Origin of the sequence: Paenibacillus silvestris, assembly GCF_009882985.1 — a bacterium.
In the GTDB taxonomy this organism is placed as follows: Bacteria; Bacillota; Bacilli; order Paenibacillales; family NBRC-103111; genus Paenibacillus_E; species Paenibacillus_E silvestris.
Genome location: NZ_WTUZ01000039.1, coordinates 90,658 through 116,404, shown reverse-complemented (window position 1 = coordinate 116,404; position 25,747 = coordinate 90,658). Strand labels below are relative to the sequence as shown.

General features: G+C 44.6%; 25 protein-coding genes. 2 read left to right on the top strand and 23 right to left on the bottom strand.

The genetic code is table 11. The annotated features are described in order from the left end of the window. Positions 1–17 precede the first annotated feature (17 nt). The 11 genes from GQF01_RS29940 to GQF01_RS29890 form a co-directional block, all read right to left on the bottom strand. Positions 18–1,187 (bottom strand): efflux RND transporter periplasmic adaptor subunit, encoded by a 1,170-nt coding sequence (locus GQF01_RS29940; protein ID WP_161410737.1) that lies wholly within the window; start codon positions 1,185–1,187, stop codon positions 18–20. A gap of 24 nt (positions 1,188–1,211) precedes the next feature. Next, on the bottom strand, positions 1,212–2,042 hold the full coding sequence (locus GQF01_RS29935) for a carbohydrate ABC transporter permease (protein ID WP_202556800.1): 831 nt from the start codon (positions 2,040–2,042) through the stop codon (positions 1,212–1,214). Between the two features lie 59 nt (positions 2,043–2,101). Then, positions 2,102–2,983: a carbohydrate ABC transporter permease gene (locus GQF01_RS29930; protein ID WP_161410735.1), complete on the bottom strand. Its 882-nt coding sequence runs from the start codon at positions 2,981–2,983 to the stop codon at positions 2,102–2,104. 21 nt (positions 2,984–3,004) lie between these two features. After that, complete coding sequence (locus GQF01_RS29925; protein ID WP_161410734.1) at positions 3,005–4,114, bottom strand: HAMP domain-containing sensor histidine kinase; 1,110 nt, start codon at positions 4,112–4,114, stop codon at positions 3,005–3,007. Further along, positions 4,107–4,802 carry a response regulator transcription factor gene (locus GQF01_RS29920; protein ID WP_161410733.1) on the bottom strand — a complete coding sequence of 232 codons (696 nt, stop codon included), beginning with the start codon at positions 4,800–4,802 and terminating at the stop codon, positions 4,107–4,109. The genes GQF01_RS29925 and GQF01_RS29920 overlap by 8 nt, the downstream gene beginning before the upstream one ends. Positions 4,803–5,000: 198 nt before the next feature. Further along, positions 5,001–5,729 carry a 5-oxoprolinase subunit PxpA gene (locus tag GQF01_RS29915; RefSeq protein WP_161410732.1) on the bottom strand — a complete coding sequence of 243 codons (729 nt, stop codon included), beginning with the start codon at positions 5,727–5,729 and terminating at the stop codon, positions 5,001–5,003. Continuing rightward, on the bottom strand, positions 5,726–7,207 hold the full coding sequence (locus GQF01_RS29910) for an amidase (protein WP_161410731.1): 1,482 nt from the start codon (positions 7,205–7,207) through the stop codon (positions 5,726–5,728). The genes GQF01_RS29915 and GQF01_RS29910 overlap by 4 nt, the downstream gene beginning before the upstream one ends. A 114-nt stretch (positions 7,208–7,321) precedes the next feature. After that, positions 7,322–8,602: a cytosine permease gene (locus GQF01_RS29905; RefSeq protein WP_161410730.1), complete on the bottom strand. Its 1,281-nt coding sequence runs from the start codon at positions 8,600–8,602 to the stop codon at positions 7,322–7,324. Positions 8,603–8,697: 95 nt separating this feature from the next. Continuing rightward, on the bottom strand, positions 8,698–9,348 hold the full coding sequence (locus GQF01_RS29900) for a GntR family transcriptional regulator (RefSeq protein WP_161410729.1): 651 nt from the start codon (positions 9,346–9,348) through the stop codon (positions 8,698–8,700). A gap of 150 nt (positions 9,349–9,498) precedes the next feature. Then, complete coding sequence (locus tag GQF01_RS29895; protein ID WP_161410728.1) at positions 9,499–9,972, bottom strand: DinB family protein; 474 nt, start codon at positions 9,970–9,972, stop codon at positions 9,499–9,501. A 156-nt stretch (positions 9,973–10,128) separates the two neighbouring features. Beyond that, positions 10,129–10,602: a DinB family protein gene (locus GQF01_RS29890; RefSeq protein ID WP_161410727.1), complete on the bottom strand. Its 474-nt coding sequence runs from the start codon at positions 10,600–10,602 to the stop codon at positions 10,129–10,131. Positions 10,603–11,192: 590 nt separating this feature from the next. On the opposite strand from GQF01_RS29890, the gene GQF01_RS29885 reads away from it, so the two are divergent. Then, positions 11,193–11,747: an NADPH-dependent FMN reductase gene (locus tag GQF01_RS29885; protein ID WP_161410726.1), complete on the top strand. Its 555-nt coding sequence runs from the start codon at positions 11,193–11,195 to the stop codon at positions 11,745–11,747. 132 nt (positions 11,748–11,879) lie between these two features. Here GQF01_RS29885 and GQF01_RS29880 read toward each other — a convergent pair whose 3' ends face one another. Then, on the bottom strand, positions 11,880–14,120 hold the full coding sequence (locus GQF01_RS29880) for a discoidin domain-containing protein (protein WP_161410725.1): 2,241 nt from the start codon (positions 14,118–14,120) through the stop codon (positions 11,880–11,882). A 299-nt stretch (positions 14,121–14,419) separates the two neighbouring features. Here GQF01_RS29880 and GQF01_RS29875 point away from each other — a divergent pair, with 299 nt between their 5' ends. Further along, positions 14,420–14,965 carry a TetR/AcrR family transcriptional regulator gene (locus GQF01_RS29875; RefSeq protein WP_161410724.1) on the top strand — a complete coding sequence of 182 codons (546 nt, stop codon included), beginning with the start codon at positions 14,420–14,422 and terminating at the stop codon, positions 14,963–14,965. A gap of 266 nt (positions 14,966–15,231) precedes the next feature. On the opposite strand, the gene GQF01_RS29870 is transcribed toward GQF01_RS29875, so the two are convergent. The 11 genes from GQF01_RS29870 to GQF01_RS29820 all read right to left on the bottom strand — a co-directional run bounded on the left by GQF01_RS29870 (position 15,232) and on the right by GQF01_RS29820 (position 25,657). Next, a complete protein-coding gene (locus tag GQF01_RS29870) occupies positions 15,232–16,059 on the bottom strand; it encodes a phosphoenolpyruvate hydrolase family protein (RefSeq protein ID WP_161410723.1) in 828 nt (275 codons plus the stop codon). A gap of 7 nt (positions 16,060–16,066) precedes the next feature. After that, positions 16,067–17,296: a Tm-1-like ATP-binding domain-containing protein gene (locus GQF01_RS29865; protein WP_161410722.1), complete on the bottom strand. Its 1,230-nt coding sequence runs from the start codon at positions 17,294–17,296 to the stop codon at positions 16,067–16,069. Between the two features lie 28 nt (positions 17,297–17,324). Further along, on the bottom strand, positions 17,325–18,077 hold the full coding sequence (locus tag GQF01_RS29860) for a sugar phosphate isomerase/epimerase family protein (RefSeq protein ID WP_161410721.1): 753 nt from the start codon (positions 18,075–18,077) through the stop codon (positions 17,325–17,327). 32 nt (positions 18,078–18,109) lie between these two features. Next, a complete protein-coding gene (locus tag GQF01_RS29855; protein ID WP_161410720.1) occupies positions 18,110–18,871 on the bottom strand; it encodes a sulfite exporter TauE/SafE family protein in 762 nt (253 codons plus the stop codon). Positions 18,872–18,949: 78 nt separating this feature from the next. Next, a complete protein-coding gene (locus tag GQF01_RS29850) occupies positions 18,950–19,312 on the bottom strand; it encodes a cupin domain-containing protein (RefSeq protein ID WP_161410719.1) in 363 nt (120 codons plus the stop codon). A 23-nt stretch (positions 19,313–19,335) separates the two neighbouring features. Then, on the bottom strand, positions 19,336–20,850 hold the full coding sequence (locus GQF01_RS29845) for an extracellular solute-binding protein (RefSeq protein WP_235960663.1): 1,515 nt from the start codon (positions 20,848–20,850) through the stop codon (positions 19,336–19,338). A gap of 32 nt (positions 20,851–20,882) precedes the next feature. Further along, a complete protein-coding gene (locus tag GQF01_RS29840) occupies positions 20,883–21,764 on the bottom strand; it encodes a carbohydrate ABC transporter permease (RefSeq protein WP_161410718.1) in 882 nt (293 codons plus the stop codon). Further along, positions 21,764–22,750, bottom strand: a complete 987-nt coding sequence (locus GQF01_RS29835; protein ID WP_407945436.1) for an ABC transporter permease — start codon at positions 22,748–22,750, stop codon at positions 21,764–21,766. Before GQF01_RS29835 ends, GQF01_RS29840 begins: the two co-directional genes overlap by 1 nt. A gap of 38 nt (positions 22,751–22,788) precedes the next feature. Next, positions 22,789–23,769, bottom strand: a complete 981-nt coding sequence (locus tag GQF01_RS29830; protein WP_161410717.1) for a Gfo/Idh/MocA family protein — start codon at positions 23,767–23,769, stop codon at positions 22,789–22,791. 361 nt (positions 23,770–24,130) lie between these two features. Next, positions 24,131–24,688, bottom strand: a complete 558-nt coding sequence (locus tag GQF01_RS29825; RefSeq protein ID WP_235960659.1) for a helix-turn-helix domain-containing protein — start codon at positions 24,686–24,688, stop codon at positions 24,131–24,133. 78 nt (positions 24,689–24,766) lie between these two features. Next, on the bottom strand, positions 24,767–25,657 hold the full coding sequence (locus GQF01_RS29820; RefSeq protein ID WP_161410716.1) for an AraC family transcriptional regulator: 891 nt from the start codon (positions 25,655–25,657) through the stop codon (positions 24,767–24,769). Positions 25,658–25,747 lie beyond the last annotated feature (90 nt).

Genomic DNA, 25,747 nt, shown 5'->3' with positions numbered 1-25,747 from the left:
CTTTTCTACTTGCTTAACTATTGCAAACGAACACGGTTTCCGTCTTGTAAAGGCTCACTGCTTTCCATAATAATCAGATCATCCATATAGAGATTATCCGCTTGAATCATCGTTTTTTTGCCATTCGCTTCACTGGATCGAATTCGGACTTTACGAGCCATATAGCTATTGCCTAAAGTCCCCCTCATCTCTTCCATTTTATATACAAATGTGCCTTCAGAGTCCTCATGAATCGCCTCATTAGATAGGACCAATCCTTCTTGCTGTGAGCGATTCTCCCATTTGACCTCGGCCTTCTCACCCCCTTTCAGCTGAGAATCAGCAAGCCTTATGTGAAGAGACTTCTGCGGAATTGATGGGGGAAGTCCTGATATTCCATTTGAGCTCCCGGTACGAGGTTCTGCAGGGGTCATTTCATCAATCGTGCCGTCAATCATACGGATTGGTTGAGCTTGATCTGTTTCTGCCATGGTATGTACCATGACCTCTACCTTATCCCCGACCGAAATACCCAGGCTCGAAAGCAGCGTTGCATCGGCAGAAATATCCAAGCGATAACCTAGACTGCTATTGGATATAACAGTATCCGGATCTCCCGATGATGTTCCCCCTTCAATAGCATTCAATTTATTAATAATCCCATCGACTGGAGCGATCATCTCCCGTTGGTTAGCCAGATGATCCCTCAACTCGTTAATTTTACGTTCCTGCACGCCCAGATCTAGTTTAAGCGTTTCAATATTACGTCTTGCATTCCGGATCTTGAATTCGTCTCCTTCCGTGTTCAACTGAATGAACTGATCTTGCACATTTTGCAGGTCAATTTTCTGCTTTTCTAGATAGGCAAGTTGATCTTCCAATTCTCGTTCAGCAGTTGTACTGTCATACATGATTAGCGGCTGCCCCTTCATCACTCGATCGCCTTCTTTCACGAGAATCTTCCTAACTTTCCAACCGGCAGGGTTCGATAATCTCATTTCGGCAAATGGTTGCAATATACCACTACTTTCAAGCTTGAACAAAAGATTCCCGTTAGCCGCCTTTTCTGTTCGCACTTTCGGCAAGGTCAATGATTGCAGCGTGTTGCTGAATAGCGTAAAAAACAGTAACATTCCTATAAAAACAAGGAACACAATTTGAATGCTTCGGGTGCGCCTGCGATTACCCCGCTCTTCTTCTAACTCCATCTGATGTCTTTCACCTCCTATTCATCACCCCTTAATGCCCGACAATTGAACGCCTTTAATGAAATACGTTTCCGCATACAGAAACAAGAGTACCATCGGAGTCATGTAAAGCATCGACGCAGCCAAAGCAATCCCTTTTTCAGCAGTCAAATTGGATAAATAAACCGATAACGGCTGCTTGAATGGGTCGTCCAAAAAAATAAGCGGCTGCTCCACCATGTTCCAATAATCGACGAACAAGAGGATAACCAGTGCAGCCAAACCCGGTTTGATCATCGGAATCATAATTTTGTAAAAAATTCGCAGATGTCCAGCTCCATCTATCTTTGCCGCTTCGATATAGGCGTATGGGATACCCAACATGAACTGCCTAAGCATAAATACACCGAAAGCTGCGAAAATGCCAGGCAAAATAATCGCATACCTACTATCCAGCAGCCCAAGCTTATCCGCCATCAGGTAGTTTGGCACTAGTGTCACTTGGAATGGCATGAGCATCGTCAAGACATAGACGAGGAATAAGGATTCACGGCCACGAAATTGCAGTTTGGAGAAGGCATACGCAGCAAGTGCTGCTACGAGGGCTTGCCCTATGATGATCGGCACTACCAAAAATACGGAATTCCAGAACATCGTCAAATATCTCGGGCTGCTCACCAACACCTTGCCGTACTGCTTCAAGGTCACTTGATCCGGCAGTAACTTTAAATTCACAAACGGATTTGCTTTCCCTGCAACTGCTTTGTTCATCTGTCCTATCGGTCCATAATTGGTAGCAAGTTCTTGATCTGACATCAGTGAATTCGTGAAAGTAATCACAATTGGCATAATGAACAGGACAGCAATCGCGACCATGACGGCCGTTAACGCACTTTTTTTCAATAGGTTAGTAACTAACACAACCTGCTCTCCTCCTATTCCATGAACTGCCGATAGCGGCGTTCAAGCGCAAGCAATCCAATGACGATCAGAATAATGCAGCCAGCCATCATTGTCGCCGCCGCAGTCAGCTTCTGAATATTCAACGTCGTGAACATGTTATTCATATAGTGCTGCATCATGTATATACTGTCATGCGGATAATCACCTGCAATCAAATACGTTTCCCGGAATACTTTAAACGAATTAATAATCGACATAATAACTACAAAGATTATTGTCGTTGTTAAATACACCATTGTAATGCTGCCAAACTGCCTTAAGCGCCCTGCGCCTTCCATATTGGCGGTTTCGTAATAATCCTTTGGGATTTGCTGTAGTCCCGCGAGAAATAAGATCACGTTATAACCGATGTTCTTCCATAAATAAACGACAATGATGACATTGCGGGCTGCACCCGTCTTCATCCAATCTATACGCTCAATCCCGAAGCCGCTCAGCCAGGCGTTCAGCGAGCCGTTCCAATCGAACATCATCTGCCAGATCAGAATAATGGAAGCAACAGGAACAACGAGTGGCAGCACATAGGCCGTTCGCAGCCATTGGCGCAGATAGATATTCTTACTTAGAAGCATCGCCAACCCAAGCGACAGCACAAGGATAAGCGGAACGCTGATCGCACTAAAATAAAACGTATTGGACGCGGCCTTACGGAAGGATTGACTAGCCAGCAGCTCACGGTAATTAGTTAAACCCACAAAATGCTTGTCTGCGGTGCCGCTCGTAAACGAATCGAACACTCCCATGGCGAACGGGATTATATAAAATAACGCAAATCCGAAAACACTCGGCATGAGAAAGAGTAAAGCCGTTGAACCATCCTTTCGGATCCATTTTTTTAATACATCCCCTTGCATCCTCGCAGCCTCCTCCCATGATTACTCCAGACCTGCGGATACTACATTTTGCGGCAAATGGACTTCGAAAAGCGTGCAAATTAAATTGCTTTGAGCCGAAATTGTACCTTGATGCTGCGTGACAATATTCTTCGCAATCGATAAGCCAAGGCCAGAGCTTCCCTCTTGAGGCGTACGCGCTCGATCGCCTGTAAAAAACATATCAAAGACGTATGGCAGCTCTTCCGGAGGAATGCAATCTCCGTAATTAATGACTTGAATCACAACATTTTCTACGTCCATATGGCAGTTAATATCTATAAATTGGCCATCATTTCCATAGCGAATGGCATTCGTCAACAGATTTTCAAATACGCGTGCCAATAGCTCTCCGTCACCCCAAACCGTCAAATGAGGCGCCACATTCAAACGGGTTGTTAGGCTGTTTTTTTCAAAGGCAGGGTACAATTCCTCGTTTAATTGAATGAGAAGCTCGCTTAGATCGATTGTTTTTTTGTCAATCGTAAGCTTCCCGTAGTTCATTCGAGTGATTTCAAATAGTTCGTCAATAAGCTTTTCTAAACGTTGAGCCTTCGTAAACGCGATGCTCGTATAGTGTTTGATTCGCTCTGCCGCCAGTTGATCGTCTTGCAGAATGAAATCCAAATAACCTAATACGGAAGTCAGCGGCGTACGCAAGTCATGAGCCAGATTCAAGACTAATTGTTCTTTGCTGGTTTCTGCAAAGTCTCCTCTCTCCAAAGCTTGCTGCAATTTCTCACTCGCCAGATTAATATCCCTTGCAATATCCCCAAACTCATCTTTGGATGGAATATCTATCCGACTGTTGAAGTTGCCATTCGCCAGCTGATTAATTCCACTGGATATTTCATTGAAATAGGCTGCATAACGTTTGGTGAACAGGAAGAAAAACAAATACGAAAGAGGGATGAAAATAAGCAAAAAGAAGTTGATATCCCCAATATCTCTTATGAAATAACGAATAGCCGTCAACGGATTTTCGAACTTGGTCGTATAATAATAAATCTGCAGAGCTTTATAGAGTAAATAAGTCATAGTGGCGGAAACTAGCATACTCAAGCCAAAAAGTTGGATCATTTTAAAGCGAAAGCTTTGGAACATTTTAGCCATTAAAAGTATACCCCACGCCCCAAACTGTTTTTATGAGTTTGTTCCTATGCAGATCTTCGCCAAGCTTCTTCCGCAAGGATCGAATATGTACCATAACCGTATTGCTGCCTTCGTAGTAGGTATCACCCCACACCTGTTGAAAGATGTTTTCTGCACTATAGATTTTCTTGGGATAACTGACTAACAGATGTAAAATCTCGAATTCTTTTGGCGTTAACTCAATAAGCTTGTCGTAAAGGATTACCGTGCGTTCTTGGGGATAAATGACCAGTCCGCCTGCCTCTACCATAACTCTGTCTGGTTGCGTTGATTGATGAAACAGCTTGGAACGCCTTAACTGCGCATTAACACGAGCAACCAATTCCATGGGGTTGAACGGTTTGGTCACATAATCATCTGCTCCTCTGATGAGTCCGGTAATTTTATCGAGGTCGGTCGCTTTGGCGCTTAAGAAAATGATTGGCAAGTGATGTTGTTCTCGAATAAGCCTAGTAACTTCATAACCATCCAGCTCAGGCATCATAATATCTAAAATCGCCAAATCAATAGAATGCGACAGAACAGCAGAAACAGCTTGCTGACCATCAGATACTTTCAAGCAGCGATAGCCCTCTTTTTCCAAATGCAACTCAATCAGATCCGCAATCTCGGTCTCATCATCAGCTATCAGAATTGTGATCGACTTCATTCTTCCCACCCCCGTCCTTAGTTCCTCCTAACCTTCCATGCACTTAGGATAAGGAAAACTAATTAAGAAAAAAGGGGGATAAAAATAAAATTTTTCTTAAACTCTGAAAATTACCCTCATAAACCCCCATTAACGGAGAAAAGGCAACCGATTATTAGATCGGCTGCCTTCTCTTCGATAATAACGAAACACACTATATTAAAGTAATTCTTCAGGATTCAACTCTGGGAACAACCGGTCGCGGATCGCTTTCATGATAGCTGGCGCGCCAACGGTGTCACTGTGCACGCAGACCGTCCCGATGTCTGCATAGTCCGGATTCTCTAACAACTGAGCCACTCGCGAGGAGATGTCCATAGGAGAGCCAATCTCACCCGGCGTCCATCCGAACATCTTCACCTTGCCATCCGAGTACGGTCGATCGGCGAAGTATTCATGAATGACCCGAATGCCGAGGCGCGCCGCACTCCTCGAAGTATTGCTGTCAGGCAGGGTAAATACACTGAGTGAAGGGTCAAAAGCATGAACCGCTTCAATGAATGCGTCGGAAAGCGCCGGATCGTCCGATGCCATCATATAAAGAGCTCCGTGAAGCTTCACATGTGCCATCGTCATTTTTTCCGCCCGAAGGAATGCGTCGAGCGCCCCAAGTTGATACAACGAGAGATCATACACTTCACTCGGCGACATTTGCATATACCTGCGGCCAAAGCCTCCACGATCTGGCAGTCCGATGTGGGCGCCTACTCGCACACCGTACTTTTTGGCAAGGGCTACCGTCTCCCGCATGATGCGAGGGTCTCCGCCATGAAAGCCGCAGGCAATGTTGGCAGAAGTGATGAGCGGCATCATCTCTTCGTCGGCCCCATACCGATAGACGCCAAAGCTTTCCCCCATATCGCAATTTAGATCTATTGCAGTTCTCACAGCCCTGGTTCTCTCCTTGGGGAAGCATGCTGTTCGTAATCGTAAGCGAACCGCAGTAGATCCGCTTCTGCGAACGGCTTACCGACTAATTCAAAGCCTACGGGGAGATGACCGGCGAATCCGGAGGGAACTGACATAGCCGGAAGGCCAGATTGTGAAGCGATAACCGTATTCGTCGGGAACGTTAGACAACTCCACTTCTGAGCATACAATTCCTCGCGCTTCGGCGGCAGTACTTGAACGGTCGGATAGAGCAGGAAGTCCACTTCCTTGTCCAGCATCAGGTGAACGATGGCGCGTCGGAATTCCTCTTGGCGTACACGCGAGCGGTAATAGTTCTCGTCACTCTCAGGCTCATCGGGTCCAGCGTTAATGTCGTGGAACAAGTCGTTCATTGGGTGAAACGCATTAGCATCGTATATTTCCTTGAAGCTCTTGAGTGGAGCGCTTGGACGCTTCTGCAAGAAGTTGTTGATGTCTTTCTTCGACTGCAAGGTGTATAGCGATGTCTCGGTAATCCATTGGTCCATATCAAGGAGTTCGAGCTCTTCCACGACCTCGACGCCTTGTTCCTTCAACCAGCTAACCGTCGAGCGAATCCGGTCATTCACGGGAGCACAGTCCGCATCACTGTCTGGACCAAATGCACTAGAGAGTACGCCTATTCGGTACTTCTTCATGCTGGCGCCTTCGAGCATAGCCTCGTACTGCCCTGCATGCGCGGTTTGAGCGGCAGCGGCTGTAAACACATCGTTCCGATCGAAGCCGACGAGGACATCCATTAGCTTTGCAGCGTCTTTAACTGTACGTGTAATCGGGCCGGCAGTGTCTTGAAAATGCACGAGCGGAGAAAAACCGTTACGGCTGATCAGACCGGTCGTGATGCGAAGGCCGAATAGATTATTGAAAGAAGATGGTAATCGAATGGAACCACCTGTATCTTCACCGACACCAATTAGGCCAAAATTCGAAGCAATACCGGCGCTCGTACCAGCGCTTGAACCGCCGGATTCACAGTCCAAATCGTACGGATTTTTGGTGTGATCCGTCATCGACGAAAAGGAGAACCACCCTGCTGCGAAATCACACATACTCGTCTTCGCAAGAATGATCGCCCCTGCTTGGCGAAGCCGCTTGATAAGCGAAGCATCTTGCTCCGGTACGTAATCCGCGAATGCGATGGAACCGAATGTTGTACGGATGCCAGCCGTCTCGGCCTGGTCTTTCACAAGCACGGGCACCCCGTGCAGCGGGCCTTTGAACTCGCCTGTTTCGGCGAAAAAAGTATCCAGCGCCTTCGCTTCCTCCATCGCGGAGGGATTGACAGTTACAATCGCTTGTATACTAGGGCCCTGATTATTATAAGTGTCAATTCTATCTAGATACCATCGTATCAAATCTGCTCCAGTAACGATCTTTGCCTTCAAAGCTTCGTGGAACGACTCCACGGTAGCTTCCATATATGTAAAAGTACGCATATGATCAACTCCTTTTTCTGTCTAAGCAAATATGCTACAATGTCAGCAATGAATCTCCCTGGCTTGGTCGGAGAGACGCGTTGGCAGACGCTTCTCTCGCTGCTGATTCCGTTACTATTTTGCTGCTGCCGTTTTGGGAGCAACGACGGATGACTTCTTAGAAATCATCCAATAAGCTATAGCGGATATGATAATTCCACAAATCGCAGTGGATACACTAGGAAACTGATAATTGGCGAAAAGAGCGGCAGCTGAGCCGATTCCCCAAGCAACGAAAGGCTGGTACCGAATATTGCCGTCGATGGCAGTCGACGCTTTGCGCGTTACCAGCTGATCCATAATGATAATCGTACCGATCGGCGGCACGATCACACCTAGGAGATTCAGCCAGTTAATGAAGTAGCCCCAAATACCAAGCGCCGCAACGAGAATTCCGATAAGGCCGAGTACGATTGTCATTGTACGCATCTTGGTCCCCGTAATGTGCGACCATCCGACGGCTCCATTGTACAAGCAGTGCGAGCAGACCGTACCTAGATTAACAAAGAGAAACAGCACTGCAATCCAAGTTAAAAAGCCGCCTTTCGCAACGATGACTCCGAATACGTCACCTGACCCGCTTAGTGTTGCTGCAGCAATAACACCTCCCACAATCATTGCAATCAAATTTGATATGGGGAATGCAGCAAATGTCGCGATTAAAGCGTGATTGCGATTTTTTGCCCAGCGGGTGAAATCTGACGTCATCGTTCCCGAGTCCGCGAACAAGGCAAATACAAGTGTGACACCGACCCAGAAGGCCAACGGGGAATCTGGATTACCTGCATAGCTCATAACGGTTTGCCCATTCCCGACAGCCTCCACTGCAGAGTACACTCCTAATACGAGAAACAAGGGTACTGATATAATTCCTATAATAGACAATGCCTTAATACCTAACAAAGTCAACAACAAGTACAGTACACCCGCAATGACTACGATGAGCACTTGATTCACGCCAAAAGCACTCCCCATACTAACGCCGGTTAATCCCGTCTGCACAGCAAACCACCCTATGACGAGCGTAGACAAGAGCGCGGAAGAAACCATGTACCCTTTCCGCCCAAATGTCTTTGAAGCTTGGAGGGAGAAATTATACCCGTCCTTCGCCCCAAGCATGCTAAGAAGCCCAACATACGCAAATAGCAATCCATTACCAAGAACCATCGCAAGGATGCCCCGCATGAAACCCAACCCATGCACGAGCGTGGCGCCGGTGACAGCACCGGTAATAATCATTGGAAATCCAACCCATACGGACATAACAGATAACAAAGACTTTCGTTTATCCGCTGGAACAGGTGTATGTTCGTACTCGCTCTCAAAAAGCTCACTATCCTCTGATGCATGACTCATTTGAATACACCTCCGCTAATTTTCAACTGCAAATCTTTTCTCCGAGTCTTAATCGCCCTACACCTCATGCCATAGCATTCACCTCCTTAATCAATTTACTTTTTATTGGATAAAGCTTTCAGAACCACATCGCAAGTATAAATCAGGTGGTCGGAAATCTTCTCAAGAAGCTGGGGGAGGTTACGCTGCTGAATCAAATCCAAAATCTCGCGGTGCTGAATATGCGCTTCTTGAAAATCGTCAACAGACGACGAATAAATCGTCATGTATGGCTCCACCTTATCCCAAACATTCTTGATCAGATCGAGCACATGCGAGGACTTGGAACATTCATAAAATCGTAAGTGAAAGAGCTTATTCAACTTCCGCCATTCCGTCACGTCCATGTTTGGGTTAGCCATCGATTCCAAGATGTCTTCCAAAACCCCCAAATCATGATTAGTTACCTGTTCGAGGGACCACTCCGCGGCGAGCATTTCGAGGTGCTTGCGAATGGTAAACATTTGCTTCACTTCCTCCACCGACAGTTCGTTGACGGTCACGCTGCGCCTTTCGAATGTAATAAAACCTTCCGCCTGCAGCATACGCAGCGCTTCTCGCACAGGCATTGTGCTTACGCCAAACAACTCCGCTATCGTGCGGATCGAGATTTTCTTCCCAGGCGGGATTACCCCAAGGGTAATGCGTTGTTTTAATCGGTCGTACACTTCGTTATTCACTGATGGCACTTTTATTATGTCACTCATTCTCTTACCTCCGTGATTTGTGATATGTGATCACACTTATTTAATTAAGATTATTATGACAAGGCAAAGACGAAACGTCAATACCATTTACCAGAACTTTTGGACACAAAAAAAAGCTTGATTTCTCAAGCTTTTTTTATATGTTCCAAATTAAACACTTAGATCTACATAAAATGGTGGTTTCACACCAAGTATACGGGCATACACGAATAGTTGGCCTTTGTGATGGGCTTCATGGGCGATCAAACGATAGAACATTTCCTCAACTGGCTCTGTAAGATCAACACCGTTAATATTAATCGTGGCAATATCCTGCAGCTTGGAATCGGTGTATTCATTCAGCTTCTGCTCTGTCACTGTGGTCAAACGCTTCACTAGCTCGCGCGCTTCGGCAATGGTCGAAGGAACGGGCGGAATATTCATCTCGCGCTTCTCGATCTGAGCAAAGAAGAACTCGGGCGTCCAGGCGAGATGGTGCACTAGCTCCAGCGTTGTCATACCGCCGTCCCAAGGACTCCAGCTGCCACTTGTTTCGGGCAATGAATCTACCAATTGAACCGCACTGTTATGATGCATTTTCCAGCCTTTTAAGATTTTTTGAGCCGTTGTAAGTTGAGTTAGCATTTAAATTCCTCCTAAATTTCTGATTAATAAAGATCTAAATCCGTATACTTATCATTACTCCAGCATTGCTTCCGCTGGTTGATAGTAAATCTAATAGTGTCAGAAGACATTTTAGTTTAGCCCTGTATGGTTAAATTTATTATGAGAATGCATGTGTTAAACACTTAGATCTACATAAAATGGTGGTGTTACGCCAAGCATACGGGCATAAACGAATAGTTGTCCTTTGTGATGCGCTTCATGGGCAACCAGACGATGGAACATCTCCTCGATTGGCTCCGTAATAGCAACACCGTTAATATGGATAGTGGCGACTTCTTGAAGCTTTGAATCCGTGTAAGCATTCAGCTTCTGCTCCGTCACCGCGGTCAGATGTTTCACAAGCTCACGCGCTTCTTCAATCGTCGATGGTACGGGTGGAATGTTCATATCGCGCTGCTCGATCTGAGCAAAGAAGAACTCTGGTGTCCAAGCGAGATGGTGTACCAGCTCCAGCGTGGTCATGCCGCCATCCCAAGGACGCCAATTGCCGCTCGATGCGGGAAGTTGATCTACCAGTTGAACCAGGCTGTTGTGATGCATGTTCCAGCCTTTCATTATTTTTTGAGCTGTCGTGAGTTGAGTTGTCATTGTGAATTCCTCCTAAATTTTTGGATTGATTATGCATACAATCGGTATACTTCTATAGTGATCAGAAACTTTCCAAGTTTCATTAAAATCAATTGCTCGAAGCTGTTTGGGACAGCAACTATAGTGACAATAACCATGAGGTTGCCTCCTGTATCCTCCCCGTGTGACTACTTTAACACTAAAGCAATCACGATTTGTACTACCGTTATATTAGGTGAGGAATAACAAAAGGTTATGGAGCATGTCATTCCAAAGGATGACTAGGGACAGCTTCTTTGTTATGAAGTCGAATCGATTAGCGGGAAAAACTCCCTTTATTTCAATCGAGTCTCAGCTGTGGAGGGAAATAACTGGAAAAGCTCCAGTTAATTCGTACCCACAAACCGGTTTCCAAGCTCAACCGTACGCATTAACTGGAGAAATTCCAGTTATTCATGCCATAACTTAGTTATTGGGCGATTTAGCGGTACTAATTCCAGTTAATCTGAAGATGCGCTCTGATACTGCTCAATCTTCGAACGGTTTGATTAGGATTACTGGAGATGGATACAATAATATCTGAATACACAAAAGTGCAGGAGGAGTTACCATTGGTTAAGATAGCAATTATCATTGGGAGTACACGTCCAGGACGTAATTCTGAGGCCGTAGCGAAGTGGGTATATGAGTTAGCGAAAAAAAGAACGGACGCTGACTTTGAACTCGTTGATATTGCAGATTTCAATCTCCCGCTTTTGGATGAACCGGTCCCGCCAGCGATGGGTCAATACTCGAAGGAACATACGAAGGTATGGTCTGCTAAGATTGCCTCATTTGATGGCTACGTATTTGTAACCCCTGAGTATAATCACGCTACAACCGGTGCACTCAAAAACGCTATCGATTACTTATATAATGAATGGAACAACAAAGCTGCTGGATTCGTAGGTTTCGGAAGTGCCGGGGGTACACGCGCGGTGGAAAATCTGCGACTAATTATGGCTGAACTTCAGGTGGCTGACGTGCGTGCTCAAGTAGGATTATCTCTGTTTACTGATTTTGAAAACTACAGTGTTTTCAAACCAGCCGAACATCACTTGGGTTCGGTCAGCGCTATGCTTGATCAGGTGATTTTATGGAGCGGTGCTTTGAAGGCTATTCGCTAAAATAGAGCACGGATGACTGAACAAAGTATCCCCGAGTAATTGCTCGGGGATTTGTGTCTTATGTGGATATGACAAGACCGGGAGCACCGTGTAATCGGTGTCCCGGCCCTTGTTTTACCTCAAGAGTAAGAATTAATATACTTCTAGTTCGAATAATGAATAACCGTATTGCGTGGTGCGCTCTGTACCCGTTACTTTAACGTAGCGAGCATCAGTTGGGTTGATAAGCAAATTAGCAACGCCTTCATGTCCGTCAGTTGTGGCATACAGAGTCGTCCAAGCTACGCCATCCGTGGATACTTCTACACGGTAAGTCTTAGCAGCAGCGTTCTCCCAGTTCAGTACAACACGCTTGATTGTAGTCACATCTCCAAGATTAACGCTAATCCATTGTGGATCGATGCCGTGTTGGGACTCCCAACGCGTATTTTTGTTGCCATCTACAGCAAAACTACTGCTTTGCAGTGGTCCCTCAGAAGTAGTTATTGGTTTGTTCAATGCCAAGTTATAAGATGATCCTAGCGTGATTACTTGTGTAACAACCTCTTTTTTGTAGCCAGTTGCCCCAACCGTAATTTCATATGGTTTAGCGTCGATAAACAGGGAGGCATCCAAAGTTATTTTGCCCGCTTCCACGTGATATTGTGAATGGCTCAATGCTACCCCATCTAGTTTAACGGTAGTAATTGCAGCTCTCCATGCCAAGTCATCAGCGAAAGTAAGTTCGACCGGCTCTCCAATTGTAGCTGTAGGACTAGTTACCAGAGCTGGACTATCGATCAAGTCAGCCGTACCGGCATATACTTCGAACTCCCACAGGGAGAAGCCGTAAGGCGTACCACGCTTAATACCGTTCATTTTCACGTATCTAGCTTCTACAGGTGAGAAGGAGATGTCATCAATGCCCCCATCTTCGCTGTCAGTAGCGTATACAGTATGCCAAGTATCACCATCCGTAGATACATCAATCGTATAGGCTTTACCGTAAGCATTTTCCCAGTTCAGCAGAACGCGGTTCATGGTTTGCTTCGCACCAAGGTCTACACTCATCCATTGGTTATCCGCGAATGCAGATTCCCAGCGACGATCCAATCTGCCGTCTACGGCGTCAGAGCTAGAACGATGGTAATCCGGCGAAGATGCGGTTTGCTTATTCAAGGCGAGATTGCTGCCAGGGTTCGCTGGTGGATTCGTTGGATCCGTAGGTGGGTTCGTCGGGTCCGTAGGCGGATTCGTCGGTGTCCCATCCTTAGAAAGAACCGTTTGATATACGACCGTATTTTTAAATCCATTCGCCTGGACGGAAATCCAGTATGGTTTCGCTTCGGTAAACAATGAGCTGCTAAGCGTCAATTGACCTGCGGTAACACGGTAGTCAGAAGCGCTAATGACGGTGTCATTCACTTTCACTTCGCTAATCGCGTTTCTCCACTCTAAATCGTCAGCAAACGTGATATCCAGCGGTTCGCCGATCACATTCTCCGTCGCATCTGCGTGTAGTACAGGTGCCGACTCAATTCCTGAGAAAGCATCACCGTAAACTTCCATTTCTCTAAGCGAGAAGCCGTAGTCTGTTGCTCTCGTATTCCCATTCATTCTCACGTATCTTGCTTGATTCGGTGCGAAAAGAACTTTATCTAAATGGCCGGGTTCTCCCTGGTTTGTAGTAAATACCGTCTTCCATGTCGTACCATCCACAGATAATTGGATATCATAATTTTTGGCGGATGCGTTTTCCCAGTTTAGAACGATGTAAGTAATGTCGTCGTACACAGCGCCTAGATCGACCGTAATAAATTGGTTGTCGGCAAATTTGGATTCCCATCTTGTTGCAGGATTTCCGTCTACCGCATAATTGGCAGCTTGAAGTGCATGATCGGATGCGAATACCGGTTTATTCAATGCTAGGTTTTGTGAATAATAGGAAATAATAGGTTGCTTTATGTCTGCACTCAAATAACCTGTTGCTTCAATGGTTATGTCGTAATCGCCATCAATTCCGAAAAATCCACCGTCGAGCAGAATTTTCCCAGGTGATATAGCGTAACTAGAGGGATCTTGAAGCGCATACCCATTGATCTTGACGGCAGAAATCGCATTTCTCCACTCAGAATCATCTGCAAACTCAACTTCAATATACCGCCCAACGATATTCCTCGTGCTATCCGGAATTAACTTCGGTGAATTCATCAGCTCTTGTGCACTAATAGCTCCACTTCCGATCGTTGGAACCTTAAAGGATGGCGAGTGGGAAGCTGCGGCAGCGTGCGAGACTGGCGCCAAGGCAAAGGAACTGAGCAGCAGAGATACAGCCAGAGATGTTGAGGTGACAATGAGTGCTTTTTTTCTTGCAATTCTTGGCCGTGCGTTCATTCTTAATTTTCCTCCTTTTATATTCAAATCCAATTAGCAGCCCATTCTCAAATAATTTTAGAAAGAATAATTATAGGAAATTAGACGCATTGTCAAATCTCTGAAAAATTAGCATAATCAACGTTGATGCGCTGTCATCCATTCGGATTAAGAAAGAAGGCGCGCCCGTCCCACATCTGTGAATAATATAAAATGAAAATATGATGACCACAATAACCAAAAGAACACGATTTGTGCCTAATTGCACTATCTGACTTTTATTGTGCCATTCTTATAAAGAAAGTTTGGTGAAACGGTTAATGCCAGTGATGGATAGAAGAATTCTCAAGTCTAAAGAAGCAATTAAAACCGCTTTTATTGAACTATTATCTGAAAAACGTTTTAACGAAATTACGATCCAAGATATTTCCGACAGAGCCAATGTCGGTCGAAGAACCATTTATCATCATTATTTAGATAAGTTCGATCTACAGGATAAACTTATTGAAGAACATTTATATGAACTAAGGAAACTCTGCGAATCAACATCAAATTTAGATTTCGTTGCAGCAAATTTGATTATGTTCGAATATTTTAGATTACATTTTTCTTTCTTTTCGACCATGTTAGCAAGCACCGGAGCCTCTACTTTCCGTTGTCGTCTCCTTAAATTTCTCATTGAACAATTAAAAAACAACGTAGATATAACCCAAGGAATAAATAAAGGATTAAATAAAGAAGTTATTCTTAATTTCTTTGGATCCGCTATTGTTGGAATCATGGAATCGTATATTAGGAATGGAACCCCTGAATCGCCTAAACTTGTGGCCGAACAAGTGGGGATATTATTAGAGCGGAATCTCTAATAGGAACGCCTCTTTAGATGAACGGGAAATACTACCGCTAAATCGTCCAATAACACAGTTACACGCATAAATAAATGGAATTTCTCCAGTTAATGCGTACGACTGAGCCTGGAAACAGGGTTGAAGGAGATAATTAACGGTAGTTTTTCCAGTTATTAACTCTTTCTATCGGATACTTTCCTGAAATAAAGGGAGTTTTTCCCACTATTCGATTCGGCTTCATAAAAAAGAAGCTATCCCAATTTAGGACAGCCTCAATCTATATCTCACTTGCTTAAACTCTTAAATCTTTTTACCTGCTCAGTAATGGCAATCTCGGTAGGCAGGCGTTCCACACTGGAAGCGCCGAAGAAACCGGCTATCCCGCTCGTTTTACCGAGCACATACTCAACATCCGCAGGTTCGGAGATCGGTCCACCGTGACAAATGACCAGTATATCCGGATTGATAGACTTACCGGCATCAGATATCCGTTGAACTAGCTCTGCTGATTCATCAAGCGAAAGCGCCGTCTTGGCTCCAATGCTCCCCTTCGTAGTTAGTCCAACGTGAGCGACAAGCACATCCGCTCCTGCCTTCGCCATTTGAATCGCATCCTCCTCATTGAAAACATAAGGAGTTGTCAATAAATCCAATTCATGAGCTTTACGAATCATCTCAACTTCCAGATGATAGCCCATACCCGTTTCCTCCAGATTCTGCCTGAAGGTGCCGTCTATCAAACCTACAGTAGGAAAGTTCTGCACACCGGAGAACCCCATTTCTTTCAGCTGCTTCAGATATACATCCATCAAGCGGAAGGGATCTGTACCGCATACCCCTGCCAATACCGGCGTATTTCTCACAATAGGTAAAACCTCACCACCCATATCCATAACAATCTGATTGGCATCCCCATAGGGCATTAATCCTGCTAGTGATCCTCGGCCTGCCATCCGATAACGTCCGGAATTATAAATAATAATCAGATCGACGCCACCCTCTTCCGCACACTTCGCCGATAACCCCGTTCCAGCTCCAGCTCCTACGATGAAACGGCCCTGCTCTTCTTGCGAACGCAATCTATTTAATATTTCCTGTCGTTGTATCGCCATTGTCTTCTTACCCTCTCTTATTCAGTTCTAGTAGCTTATGCAAATTCTCCGCAATTACATCTGCTACTGCCGGATCGTTAATATCTTCCTCCATATCAATCATAGGAATATTCGATCTGAGATGCTCTTTGATTCCTTCATACAAAGCCTGACGCTCTTCCTTACCATCAAAAGGCCTAGCATCCATATCCAGCAGCGAAACGCCGGCTTTAGGAAACACGACAAGGGTCGGAGCTGTCCCTGCGTTCAGTTTAGTGGCTAATAATCGGCCCAATTCTCTATTCTCAGATACGGTCGTTCTCATCAATGTCGTTGTTGGATTATGCTGGTAAAAGCTTCGCTCTTTGAATTGTGTCGGTACAGTCTCCGGTGGACCGAAATTGACCATATCCAGAGCTCCTACCGAAACAACCTGCGGAATGCCTGATCTTCCCGCTGCTTCCAGGCGGTTCGGCCCAGCATCGAAGATCCCGCCAACCAAATGATCAGCCAATTCCGTGGTTGTAATATCCGCAACGCCCTGGATATAGCCCGCCTTAATTAACTCCTCCATCGCTAATCCACCAGTTCCGGTCGCATGGAAAACAAGGAGATCGTATCCATACCTCTCCAGAGTTTCTCGTACACGTGTCGCGCAAGGCGTCGTCACGCCGAACATCGTGATGCCGAGCGTAACTTTATCTTCCACTGTTTCCTGTTCCGTATCCATGTACGTGATCATCCCCGCCAACGCATGGGCTGCATTGCTCAGTATTCGACGGGATAACTGATTAATGCCGGCGATATCGACAACAGAGTACATCATCGTAACATCTTTGACGCCTATATAGGGTTTCGTATTCCCCGATGCAACTGTGGATACCAATAGTTTAGGAACCCCGATGGGTAATCCCTGTAGGGCTGCTGCCGCCACCGTCGTGCCTGCCGTCCCTCCCATTCCGAAGGCTGCGCCTACAAGTCCCTGCTTCTCGAGACCGGCAACGATTTCAGCAGCCCCCCGAGTCATAACTGATATAGCTGTTCCTCTATCGTTAGTACTTCGCAATTCTTCAATGCTCGAACCGCCAGCTCTTGCAACCTCACTCGCAGATACATCGGGTTGAAATAACGGATTGCCGAGTACACCTGTATCTACCATGAGCGTTGCGACCCCGCAAGCTTCCAGCTTTTCTTTTACATATAGAAACTCTTGACCTTTCGTATCCAAGGCTCCGATCAAAACGGCCTTTTTAGTCATCGTTACCAGCTCCTCCAGGACCTGATTTTCACTTCAATCCATCTTTCATAAAAGCGTAGCAATCCTTCATACCCTCCATCACGCTGCCGCCACTTTCCTCATCTGCCGAAATCCATCCTGTATAACCAATCTCACGAATAGCTTCGAAAATATCTCCAAAATCAATTGAGCCTTGACCGAGCACTCTCCATTCACCTTGATCAAAATCCTTAAGATGAAAATTATCGATGACGTGTCCAAAGCTCCGTATGATTTCTGACACATCCATAATTCCGGATTTCACCAAATGGGCAGTATCCACAGTAAGTCCAACAGAGTGTTCCTTGATTTGATTAAAAAAAATGTCGAAATCGTCGCGATGCATAACGGGATTATTAAAATGATGATGAAGGGATAGCTTCAGCCCCTCCTGCTGTGCTTCAAGTCCCAATTCCGATAACACGTCCGCATATCTGCGTATGTCTGCCGGCGTCACATCGGCTCTAGGAATTCCATGGCAGTATACAATTCGTTCTGTGCCGATGGCCGAAGCGAAACGAAACACATGACGCAGCTTCTCCGTACTGGCATCACTCAAATTTCCGCCTGTTATTAGCGCTGAACCAATACCTGGTAAATGGCCCCAAGTTTCTATGAATCTTTCCGGATTGGTTAGAAAAGGAGCATATTGTGATTCTTTTAATTGAAGCCCATCATATCCAACCGTTCTGTATTGTTCAAACAGTAATGTCTGTTCCTCCGTCGTGGAGGTAGGTCTTGAAAATGCCAATTTTATCGTCATATCTATTCTCCTTATGGTCATGTCTCATCGGTTCAATGGACGATTATGCCTTCAACGAGCAGCTTGAGTGCCCCGATGGCTCCAAGTAAAAGCACAAGCCGTTGAAAGTAAACCTGTGGAATTAAAGGAAGCAGCTTGATACCAACATAAGCACCTATTGCAATTAAGGGAAGGGTCCAGATATTAATCAGGAGAGAATCGGACTTTATCATTCCCAGATGGATGAAAAAGGGTACTTTCACGAGGTTTACAAGTAGAAAAAACCAGGCACCTGTGCCTATAAATTCTTGTTTAGGTACTTGTTTCGCAAATAGGTAGATCGCTATAATAGCACCGGAAACATTACCAATTGTCGTTGCAAAGCCAGCGAGTATACCCATCGATGCAATAAACCATATGGAAGAAGGAAACTTGGAATCAAACCTTGCGCCCATGGTATCCCTTAGGACCTGAAGAAGAATCAAGCCGCATATCAGAGCACCCAAGAGAAGCTTTAATTGATTGTTATCCACCTTTAGTAATACGTAATAACCACCTATAACGCCAATAAGTGCCCAAGGCATCAGATTTATTAAGTGTTTCCATATGACATTTTTGCGGTAGTAGGCAACTGCCAGGAAGTCACCAATAATCAGCATCGGAAGCAAGATACCCACTGACAGTTTTGCCGGAAATATGATTGTCATTAGCATCGCATTAAAGATGCCCATGGTTGAAATTCCTGTCTTGGCGAATCCGACAAATATCCCGATGAAAATGAGAATAACGATCTGCAGAACGTTGAGTTCAACCATTTTTTTGCTCCATTGGAAGGATTATTTCCTACAATAATAGCCGGAGGGGATTCTTTCCACCCTCCGGATCTTGTCATTTTATTCCCCGATCGTCTGACGGTCAGGAGCCGAATAGGCGATAATCATACGGCACGGCTCCCAACTTGTGGTCGTTGCATTATGTGGGACATTACGTGGAATACGCAGCATCATGCCAGGCTCCAAATGAAAGGTTTCATCTCCAAGTGTATGATCGCACTCACCGGAAAGAATGAAAATGACTTCTTCACAATTAGGGTGTACGTGTCTTGGATTGGAATCCCCCGCATGAATATATACCATGCCGAAGGTCATTTCGCTCGCTGGATCAATCTCCTGACCGCAAAGCCATTGAATTTTACCCCAACTTTGGTTCAATACACGTGATTCATCCTGTTTTCTCAAATCTGTTATAGTAGCCATTCGCTCATTCTCCTTTGGTTGGTTTACTTAGCTGCCATACGCTCTTTATAGCTTGCATTCATTTCTTGTATAATCTTCTGATAGTTAGCATCTGCCTTTAGACCTGCAACGAATTTATCCCATTCCTCTATGCTTACCTTGCCCATAACAACCTGTGTCTTCATGTCATTAATCTTCTTGGTATAATCGGCTCCAAGCTTTGTATTCGATTCGGAGTACAAACCGATCTCAACTCTTGGTGTGCTGATTTTCGCTTTGGCATCGATAATTTTTTTATTCCGTTCAAATATTTCCTTCGGCATGCCCGGCGCATAAGCATACATATAAGGGTCGTGCTTCATAAACAGCTTGCCCATCGCCCCTGGACCTAGGCTGTCTTTAACCGCTTGTTCATTTGTTACATAAAATCCGTCTTCTTTCTTAAAGTGTGTACCTTCAATACCATAATTGGATAAAATGTGGCCTTCTTCCGAAGCGCCGAAATCGAGAAGCGATAAAATCTTACGCATTTTCGCTTCCGGTACACTCTTGGGAATCGCATAAACGCCGATAAATCCGCTATTTTGCTGCTGGAAAGGTCCTTTATTCGCTTCTAACGAAACGATAGGTTCCCAATTCACCTTCGGATTTCTCTTCCATTGATCGAATTGCCAGCGCCACATGGCCTCGATCGTTTCCGTCGTGATGCCGGATTTCCCGCTTGTCGCCAAGTCCGTAATATCATTGCTTTTCATTACGGCAAAATCCGCTGGAATGAGCTTTTCATCATACAGTTTTTTCTTGTAAAGCAGCGCTTCTCTCATTTCAGGCTCCAAGGTAATGTCAACAAGGTTGCCATTCACAGGTTTCCATTTACTGCTGGCTCCAGCAAAAATAAATTCAATTTGATCGTTTGTGCGCATCGTATAGCCAACAGGGTTATTCGTGCCATCCGGATCTTTCTCTTTAAAGATCTTCATTACGTTGTACAACTCATCTAAGGTTGTAGGCATCTTCAAACCGAGCTTATCCAGCCAGTCCCGACGTATATAAAAGGTAGTCCCGCCCTCCAGAGGACGCACAATCGGCACCACATAATTCTTGCCGCCAATTTTCGTATTGTCCCAAATCGCTTTTGGAGAATCCATCAAGTTCTTGTATTCTTTCAGATATGGTGTTAAGTCCCAGAATGCACCTTGTTTAACCATCGTTTGAAACTGGGGAACGGTCGAATCTGGAAGCCGGACAGCATCCGGAAGGGCGCCCGAGGCCAACAGCACGTTTAACTTGTCATCAAATACGGGATCTGAGACCCATGTAATATTAAGTTTGGTATTCGTCTTTTTCTCAAATTCTTTGATGACCGGATTATCCGCCCCTGGAGGCTGCGTAATGGAGAAATTCGCGAAGATATTGAGTGGCACAGGCGCCGACTCCACCTTGGCTCCACTCGAATTCGATGCAGTACTTGCTGGACTAGTGTCAGAACATGCTGTCGTCAATACCGCAAAAATGGATAACATAGCGATAAGAGCACTCTTTTTCTGAGCTTTCTTCATGCCTAAACCCCCTTAATCAATATGAACTTGGGTTAGCCCTTGACTGAACCTAGCATGACACCTTTGGCAAAATGCTTTTGTAGAAACGGATATACGGCCAAAATTGGAACCGTCGCAATAACAACTGCAGCCATCTTAAGCGTTTGCGTAGGAAGTTGATTCTCCGACATCATTTCAACTGCTGCAGCCCCGCCCGTCGTTGTATCCGATTCAATTAGCATGTTCCTAAGCACAACTTGCAAAGGTACTTTTGTAAAATCATTGATATACAAAATAGCATTGAAGAACGTATTCCAGTAACCTACTGCATAGAACAAGCCGAAAGCAGCCAAAGCTGGGGCCGAAAGAGGAAGCACAATCCGGAAAAATGTCCCCAGGTCCGTGCAGCCGTCAATCATAGCCGCATCCTCCAGCTCAACTGGAATACTGTCAAAAAAGCTTTTCATCAAAATGACATTCCATCCGCTAACCAGCACTGGAATAATAAGCGACCAAATACTGTTGATTAAGCCAAAATCACGGACCACAATATAGTTTGGAATAATGCCGGGATTGAACAAGATGGTTAATAAAACCATCATCATCATTATTTTTCTGCCTCTTAATCTCTTCCGGGACATCCCGAACGCCATTGCCGCTGTAAAAATTAAACTTAAACCGGTTCCGACAGTTGCGAGAAAGGTGCTGTTCAGCATCGCGACTTTAAAAGCATCCGTATTTAACAAATATTTGTAGGATACAAGCGACCAATTCTGGGGAAACAAGACGAAACCGTTTTTCATCAAGTATTCATGAGGCTCGGTGAAAGAAATGACAAACACATAATACAAAGGAAATAAGGTAACGAGTCCAATTACAACTAATAGGATTGTATTGAAGCCGTTAAACAGCCGGCCACCTAAGCTTACTTTCATCAATAGACACCTTCCTCACCAATCCGTTTGGCCATCTTGTTTGCCAAGACAACTAGCGCAAGACCTACCACTGATTTGAACAAGCCAACGGCCGTACTGTAACTGAATTGTCCGCTCTGGATGCCGTTACGATAGACATACGTTTCAAAAACATCCGCATACTTGGCGACGGCTCCGTTATTCATCAGGAATACTTGCTCGAATCCAACGTCCATAATATGTCCGAGTCTTAAGATGAGTAGCACGAGAATGACACTTCGGATTCCCGGCAGTGTTACATGCCAGGCTTGCAGCCATCTGTTAGCACCGTCTATTTTGGCAGCTTCGTATAGCTGCGTATCCACTCCTGTAATCGCTGCCAAAATGATAATGGTTCCCCAACCGGTTTCTTTCCAGATGTTCTGTGCAACGAGCATTCCCCAGAATGTATCCGTATTTGTCAGAAAATCATATTTGTGAAAACCCAAGGATTCTATCATCATGTTGACGATGCCGTTCGACTGAGACAAGAGCAGAAAAGATATGCCTACAATAATAACCCAGGACAGGAAATGCGGCAGGTATACAATCGATTGAATGATTCTTTTGAAAAATTGATTGTTCACCTCGTTCAGCAATAAGGACAGTACAATTGGCAGAGGAAAGAAAAAGAGCAAATTTAATAAGCTAATAACCATCGTATTTCGAAAGAGAAGATAGAAATCAGGATTGGAGAAAAACCTTACAAAGTGTTCTAATCCTACCCACTCACTCTTCCAAACACCCGCATATGGCGAATAGTCTTGAAAAGCAATAACGATCCCCCACATGGGCAGGTATTTGAAAATAATAAAGAAGAGTACACCAGGTAAAACCAATAGATAAAGATATCTATCGCGTTTAATATCTAACATATAAGGCCGTGATTTCTTTTTGGTATCCACACCAACGGATGTTTTCAAAGAGGAGGATTGTGTAGTCATATTCATACCTTCCACTTCCGTCATTTATACGCCAAGTATGTATTTCACATCCCGTGCACTTCTTACTTTAAATGAACGATGCGCTGTTCTTCAGCGGATACATAGGCAGCATCCAGAAGCGAAACCGTTTTCAAATTATCTTGAGAACTATTCGGTGCTTCCACGCCAGTCTCAATGGACGTAAACAGATGATTAATGCCTTCGAAAGTGGCTATTTCTCTCGATACATTGTTTTCCCATGTTTGTTCAGGCGTTTTTTCACGTGGCCGGTACAAATTAACTTTCCCGTCCGATGCAATGATCGTCCCTCTCTCTCCAATCACGATCATCTCCGTTCTGCCTATTGCACTAGAGAAGCTTTGGACGTAAGTCACGACCGTGTCGTTCTCGAATACAACTTGAACCGTACCATCGGTTTCCCCGACACAATCTATTGCGGAGGACGAACGATTCTGGGCAACAACCGACTTGGCTTCGGAGCCGAGAATTAACCGGAACCCATCGAACCAGTGAATCCCCATAACAGATAAGGCGTGACGTTGTTCTTCCAGTCTCCAGCCTGCATCTTGCCTGAACATGAGGTTGGTAAACAAAATGGACGTGACTTTACCAATCCGATCCTCTGCAACAATCCCCTTCACCAGCTCAAAAGGGAAATGACGTCGGAAATTTTGGTTAATCGATATCGGCACGCCATGCTTCTTCGCCTTCTCCGTAATTTCTTTGGCCTCAGCCAACGTATCAGAAAAAGGTTTTTCACAGAAAATAGGAAGCCCTGCTTCAATAATTGGAAATAGAATTTCTTTGCGGATGGAGGTGGGTGTACACACAATAACAGCATCAACACCACTTTTTTGGATAAAGTCGTTTAAATCAGTAAATCGCTGAGGAACCCCATATTTATCAGCTTTGGCATGCAAAGCCTCGGGATTCGGATCGCAAAGGGCTGTTACCTCAATTCGTTCCGGATGATCTTTATACCCTACGAAATGCAATTCGGTCACTCCACCAGCACCAACAATACCAACTTTGTACTTTTTCATTACCCTTCAACCTCCTAATTTGGAATTGAACAAAATAAATGACCAAACTTCCAACCACTCCACTTGGGAATAAGGAAACACCACAGCCTTGAACTAAATGGTGTTGATTATTAATCACTTAAATTGTATTATATTCAACTTAGTTGAATAAACCCAGTATACCTCACGATATAAATTAATGCAATCGCTTTCTTTTAAAATATTCAAAATTTCCCATAGCCATTAGGATGACAAATCCGCTGCTAAACAGCAGCGGATTTCTGAGTGAAGTTATTCCATTTTCTGCATAAAGAAAGACCACATACTCTAAAGTAGAATACATAGCCCGTCTTCCCCCAACTTATTGGGACCCATCTTTTATTTACGTATTATTTAACTTCGACTGCGTAAACATAGCCACATACTTCACTTCATCTGTGATCGCCATTAACGAATGTTTCTCGATGGAATCGAAGTATAGACTATCTCCAGGCTTCAGTGTATACTCCACATTGCCCACTTTGTACCGCATTTCGCCTTCTAAAATATATATAAACTCTTCACCATTGTGGCTGAATTCATTCTTGCTATCATTATCCTCTTTCCGTGTTATGAATAAAAACGGCTGCATCAGCTTTTCTCCGCGCTCAACGGCAAAAGCAAAAAAAGAGTACCCTTTATCTGTCTTGGTCATTCTTGCTTCACATGTTTCTTTTTTCGTATAAATCGTTCCCGCTTGTTGCTCATCGTCCAATAGAATTGACACTTTCGTGCCTAACGCGTCAGCGATTTTAATTAATGTCGATATAGGAGGAATCGTTTTTCCGTTCTCTATTTTCGATAATAAACTTTTTGAGAACCCGCAGACATTGGCAATATCCAATAAGTTTCGATTCTGTTCTATCCTGAGCTTTTTAATTTTATTCCCTAGATCCATCATATGGTTGTCCCCTAATTTAATGTCATTCAACTAAGTTTAGTTTAACGAAACACATGAATTCAGTCAATATGCAAATGTCTAAGTACTCTTAGGATTTTCCATGCTCCGGTATTGCTTCGGTGTCATTCCCGTCTTTTTCTTAAACAGAAGATTAAAAAATTTGATGTCCTGGTACCCGACCTTCTGAGCGATTGAAGACACCGTGTAATCCGTTGAAACTAGCAGACGACAGCTCCATTCAACACGTAGTTTATGCACGAAATCTGTATAGTTCATTCCGGTCCGTTTGACGAATCTACGCCGAAACTGTCTTTCGCTTAAACCCACCATTAGGGCAAATTTACCTATTTGCATCGGTTCGACGACCCGATCTCGGATGATGTCGATGACATGATCCAGCTCTATATCCGTGCTATTGGATACAGGCGGATCCAAGTCACCACTTTCACACCTTCGAATATGCATGAGAATTCTAATCAATTCCAGCTGCATCATCTGTAAATAATCTGGCCGTTTTCGCACAAACTCTTCGAACAATGTATTGATAATCGACTGGATTGAACCATCTCGGTCTTTCCAATGAACCCACGCCTGCTCTGGGTACGGCGCTGTAAGTAAGTGAATAATATCTCGATCCCCGGCAAAGAAATCAGCAAGCTTGCTTGCAAATGTCGAATCAAACAAACAGTTGTAAACGATCAATTGATTGTTTCTGGGCTGTGCGCTTGCCGGACGGAACACATGGGAGACGCCGATCGGCAGGAAAAATAAATCTCCCTTTGCAACGGGCAGCGTCAGCCCTTCGATATAATGAAATCCGCTTCCTTCGCTTACATAATTGATTTCGAAAAACTCATGGTCATGCTCCGCAAGCTCGAACGACTCCGATACTCGGTTAACGAAAATCGGTGTATCTGGTGTCAAATACATGTTCGATGGTGTTGTTTCTATATGTCTTTTTGCACACATGGCTCCACCTCCATCTTATGTCTGAATAGCCCCTATATTTTGTCCTCATAGACACCTATTTGATGTTGATTCCTAGTTTATACTACATAT

Coding starts and splice junctions, on each gene's coding strand:
- GQF01_RS29900 (WP_161410729.1), bottom strand. CDS start 9,348: ATGAGTGACATAATAAAAGTGCCATCAGTGAATAACGAAGTGTACGAC.
- GQF01_RS29910 (WP_161410731.1), bottom strand. CDS start 7,207: ATGCGTACTTTTACATATATGGAAGCTACCGTGGAGTCGTTCCACGAA.
- GQF01_RS29880 (WP_161410725.1), bottom strand. CDS start 14,120: ATGAACGCACGGCCAAGAATTGCAAGAAAAAAAGCACTCATTGTCACC.
- GQF01_RS29850 (WP_161410719.1), bottom strand. CDS start 19,312: ATGGCTACTATAACAGATTTGAGAAAACAGGATGAATCACGTGTATTG.
- GQF01_RS29855 (WP_161410720.1), bottom strand. CDS start 18,871: ATGGTTGAACTCAACGTTCTGCAGATCGTTATTCTCATTTTCATCGGG.
- GQF01_RS29870 (WP_161410723.1), bottom strand. CDS start 16,059: ATGGCGATACAACGACAGGAAATATTAAATAGATTGCGTTCGCAAGAA.
- GQF01_RS29820 (WP_161410716.1), bottom strand. CDS start 25,657: ATGTGTGCAAAAAGACATATAGAAACAACACCATCGAACATGTATTTG.
- GQF01_RS29840 (WP_161410718.1), bottom strand. CDS start 21,764: ATGAAAGTAAGCTTAGGTGGCCGGCTGTTTAACGGCTTCAATACAATC.
- GQF01_RS29825 (WP_235960659.1), bottom strand. CDS start 24,688: ATGATGGATCTAGGGAATAAAATTAAAAAGCTCAGGATAGAACAGAAT.
- GQF01_RS29920 (WP_161410733.1), bottom strand. CDS start 4,802: ATGAAGTCGATCACAATTCTGATAGCTGATGATGAGACCGAGATTGCG.
- GQF01_RS29905 (WP_161410730.1), bottom strand. CDS start 8,602: ATGAGTCATGCATCAGAGGATAGTGAGCTTTTTGAGAGCGAGTACGAA.
- GQF01_RS29925 (WP_161410734.1), bottom strand. CDS start 4,114: ATGGCTAAAATGTTCCAAAGCTTTCGCTTTAAAATGATCCAACTTTTT.
- GQF01_RS29895 (WP_161410728.1), bottom strand. CDS start 9,972: ATGCTAACTCAACTTACAACGGCTCAAAAAATCTTAAAAGGCTGGAAA.
- GQF01_RS29835 (WP_407945436.1), bottom strand. CDS start 22,750: ATGACGGAAGTGGAAGGTATGAATATGACTACACAATCCTCCTCTTTG.
- GQF01_RS29845 (WP_235960663.1), bottom strand. CDS start 20,850: ATGAAGAAAGCTCAGAAAAAGAGTGCTCTTATCGCTATGTTATCCATT.
- GQF01_RS29875 (WP_161410724.1), top strand. CDS start 14,420: ATGCCAGTGATGGATAGAAGAATTCTCAAGTCTAAAGAAGCAATTAAA.
- GQF01_RS29830 (WP_161410717.1), bottom strand. CDS start 23,769: ATGAAAAAGTACAAAGTTGGTATTGTTGGTGCTGGTGGAGTGACCGAA.
- GQF01_RS29890 (WP_161410727.1), bottom strand. CDS start 10,602: ATGACAACTCAACTCACGACAGCTCAAAAAATAATGAAAGGCTGGAAC.
- GQF01_RS29940 (WP_161410737.1), bottom strand. CDS start 1,187: ATGGAGTTAGAAGAAGAGCGGGGTAATCGCAGGCGCACCCGAAGCATT.
- GQF01_RS29935 (WP_202556800.1), bottom strand. CDS start 2,042: ATGGTCGCGATTGCTGTCCTGTTCATTATGCCAATTGTGATTACTTTC.
- GQF01_RS29930 (WP_161410735.1), bottom strand. CDS start 2,983: ATGCAAGGGGATGTATTAAAAAAATGGATCCGAAAGGATGGTTCAACG.
- GQF01_RS29865 (WP_161410722.1), bottom strand. CDS start 17,296: ATGACTAAAAAGGCCGTTTTGATCGGAGCCTTGGATACGAAAGGTCAA.
- GQF01_RS29860 (WP_161410721.1), bottom strand. CDS start 18,077: ATGACGATAAAATTGGCATTTTCAAGACCTACCTCCACGACGGAGGAA.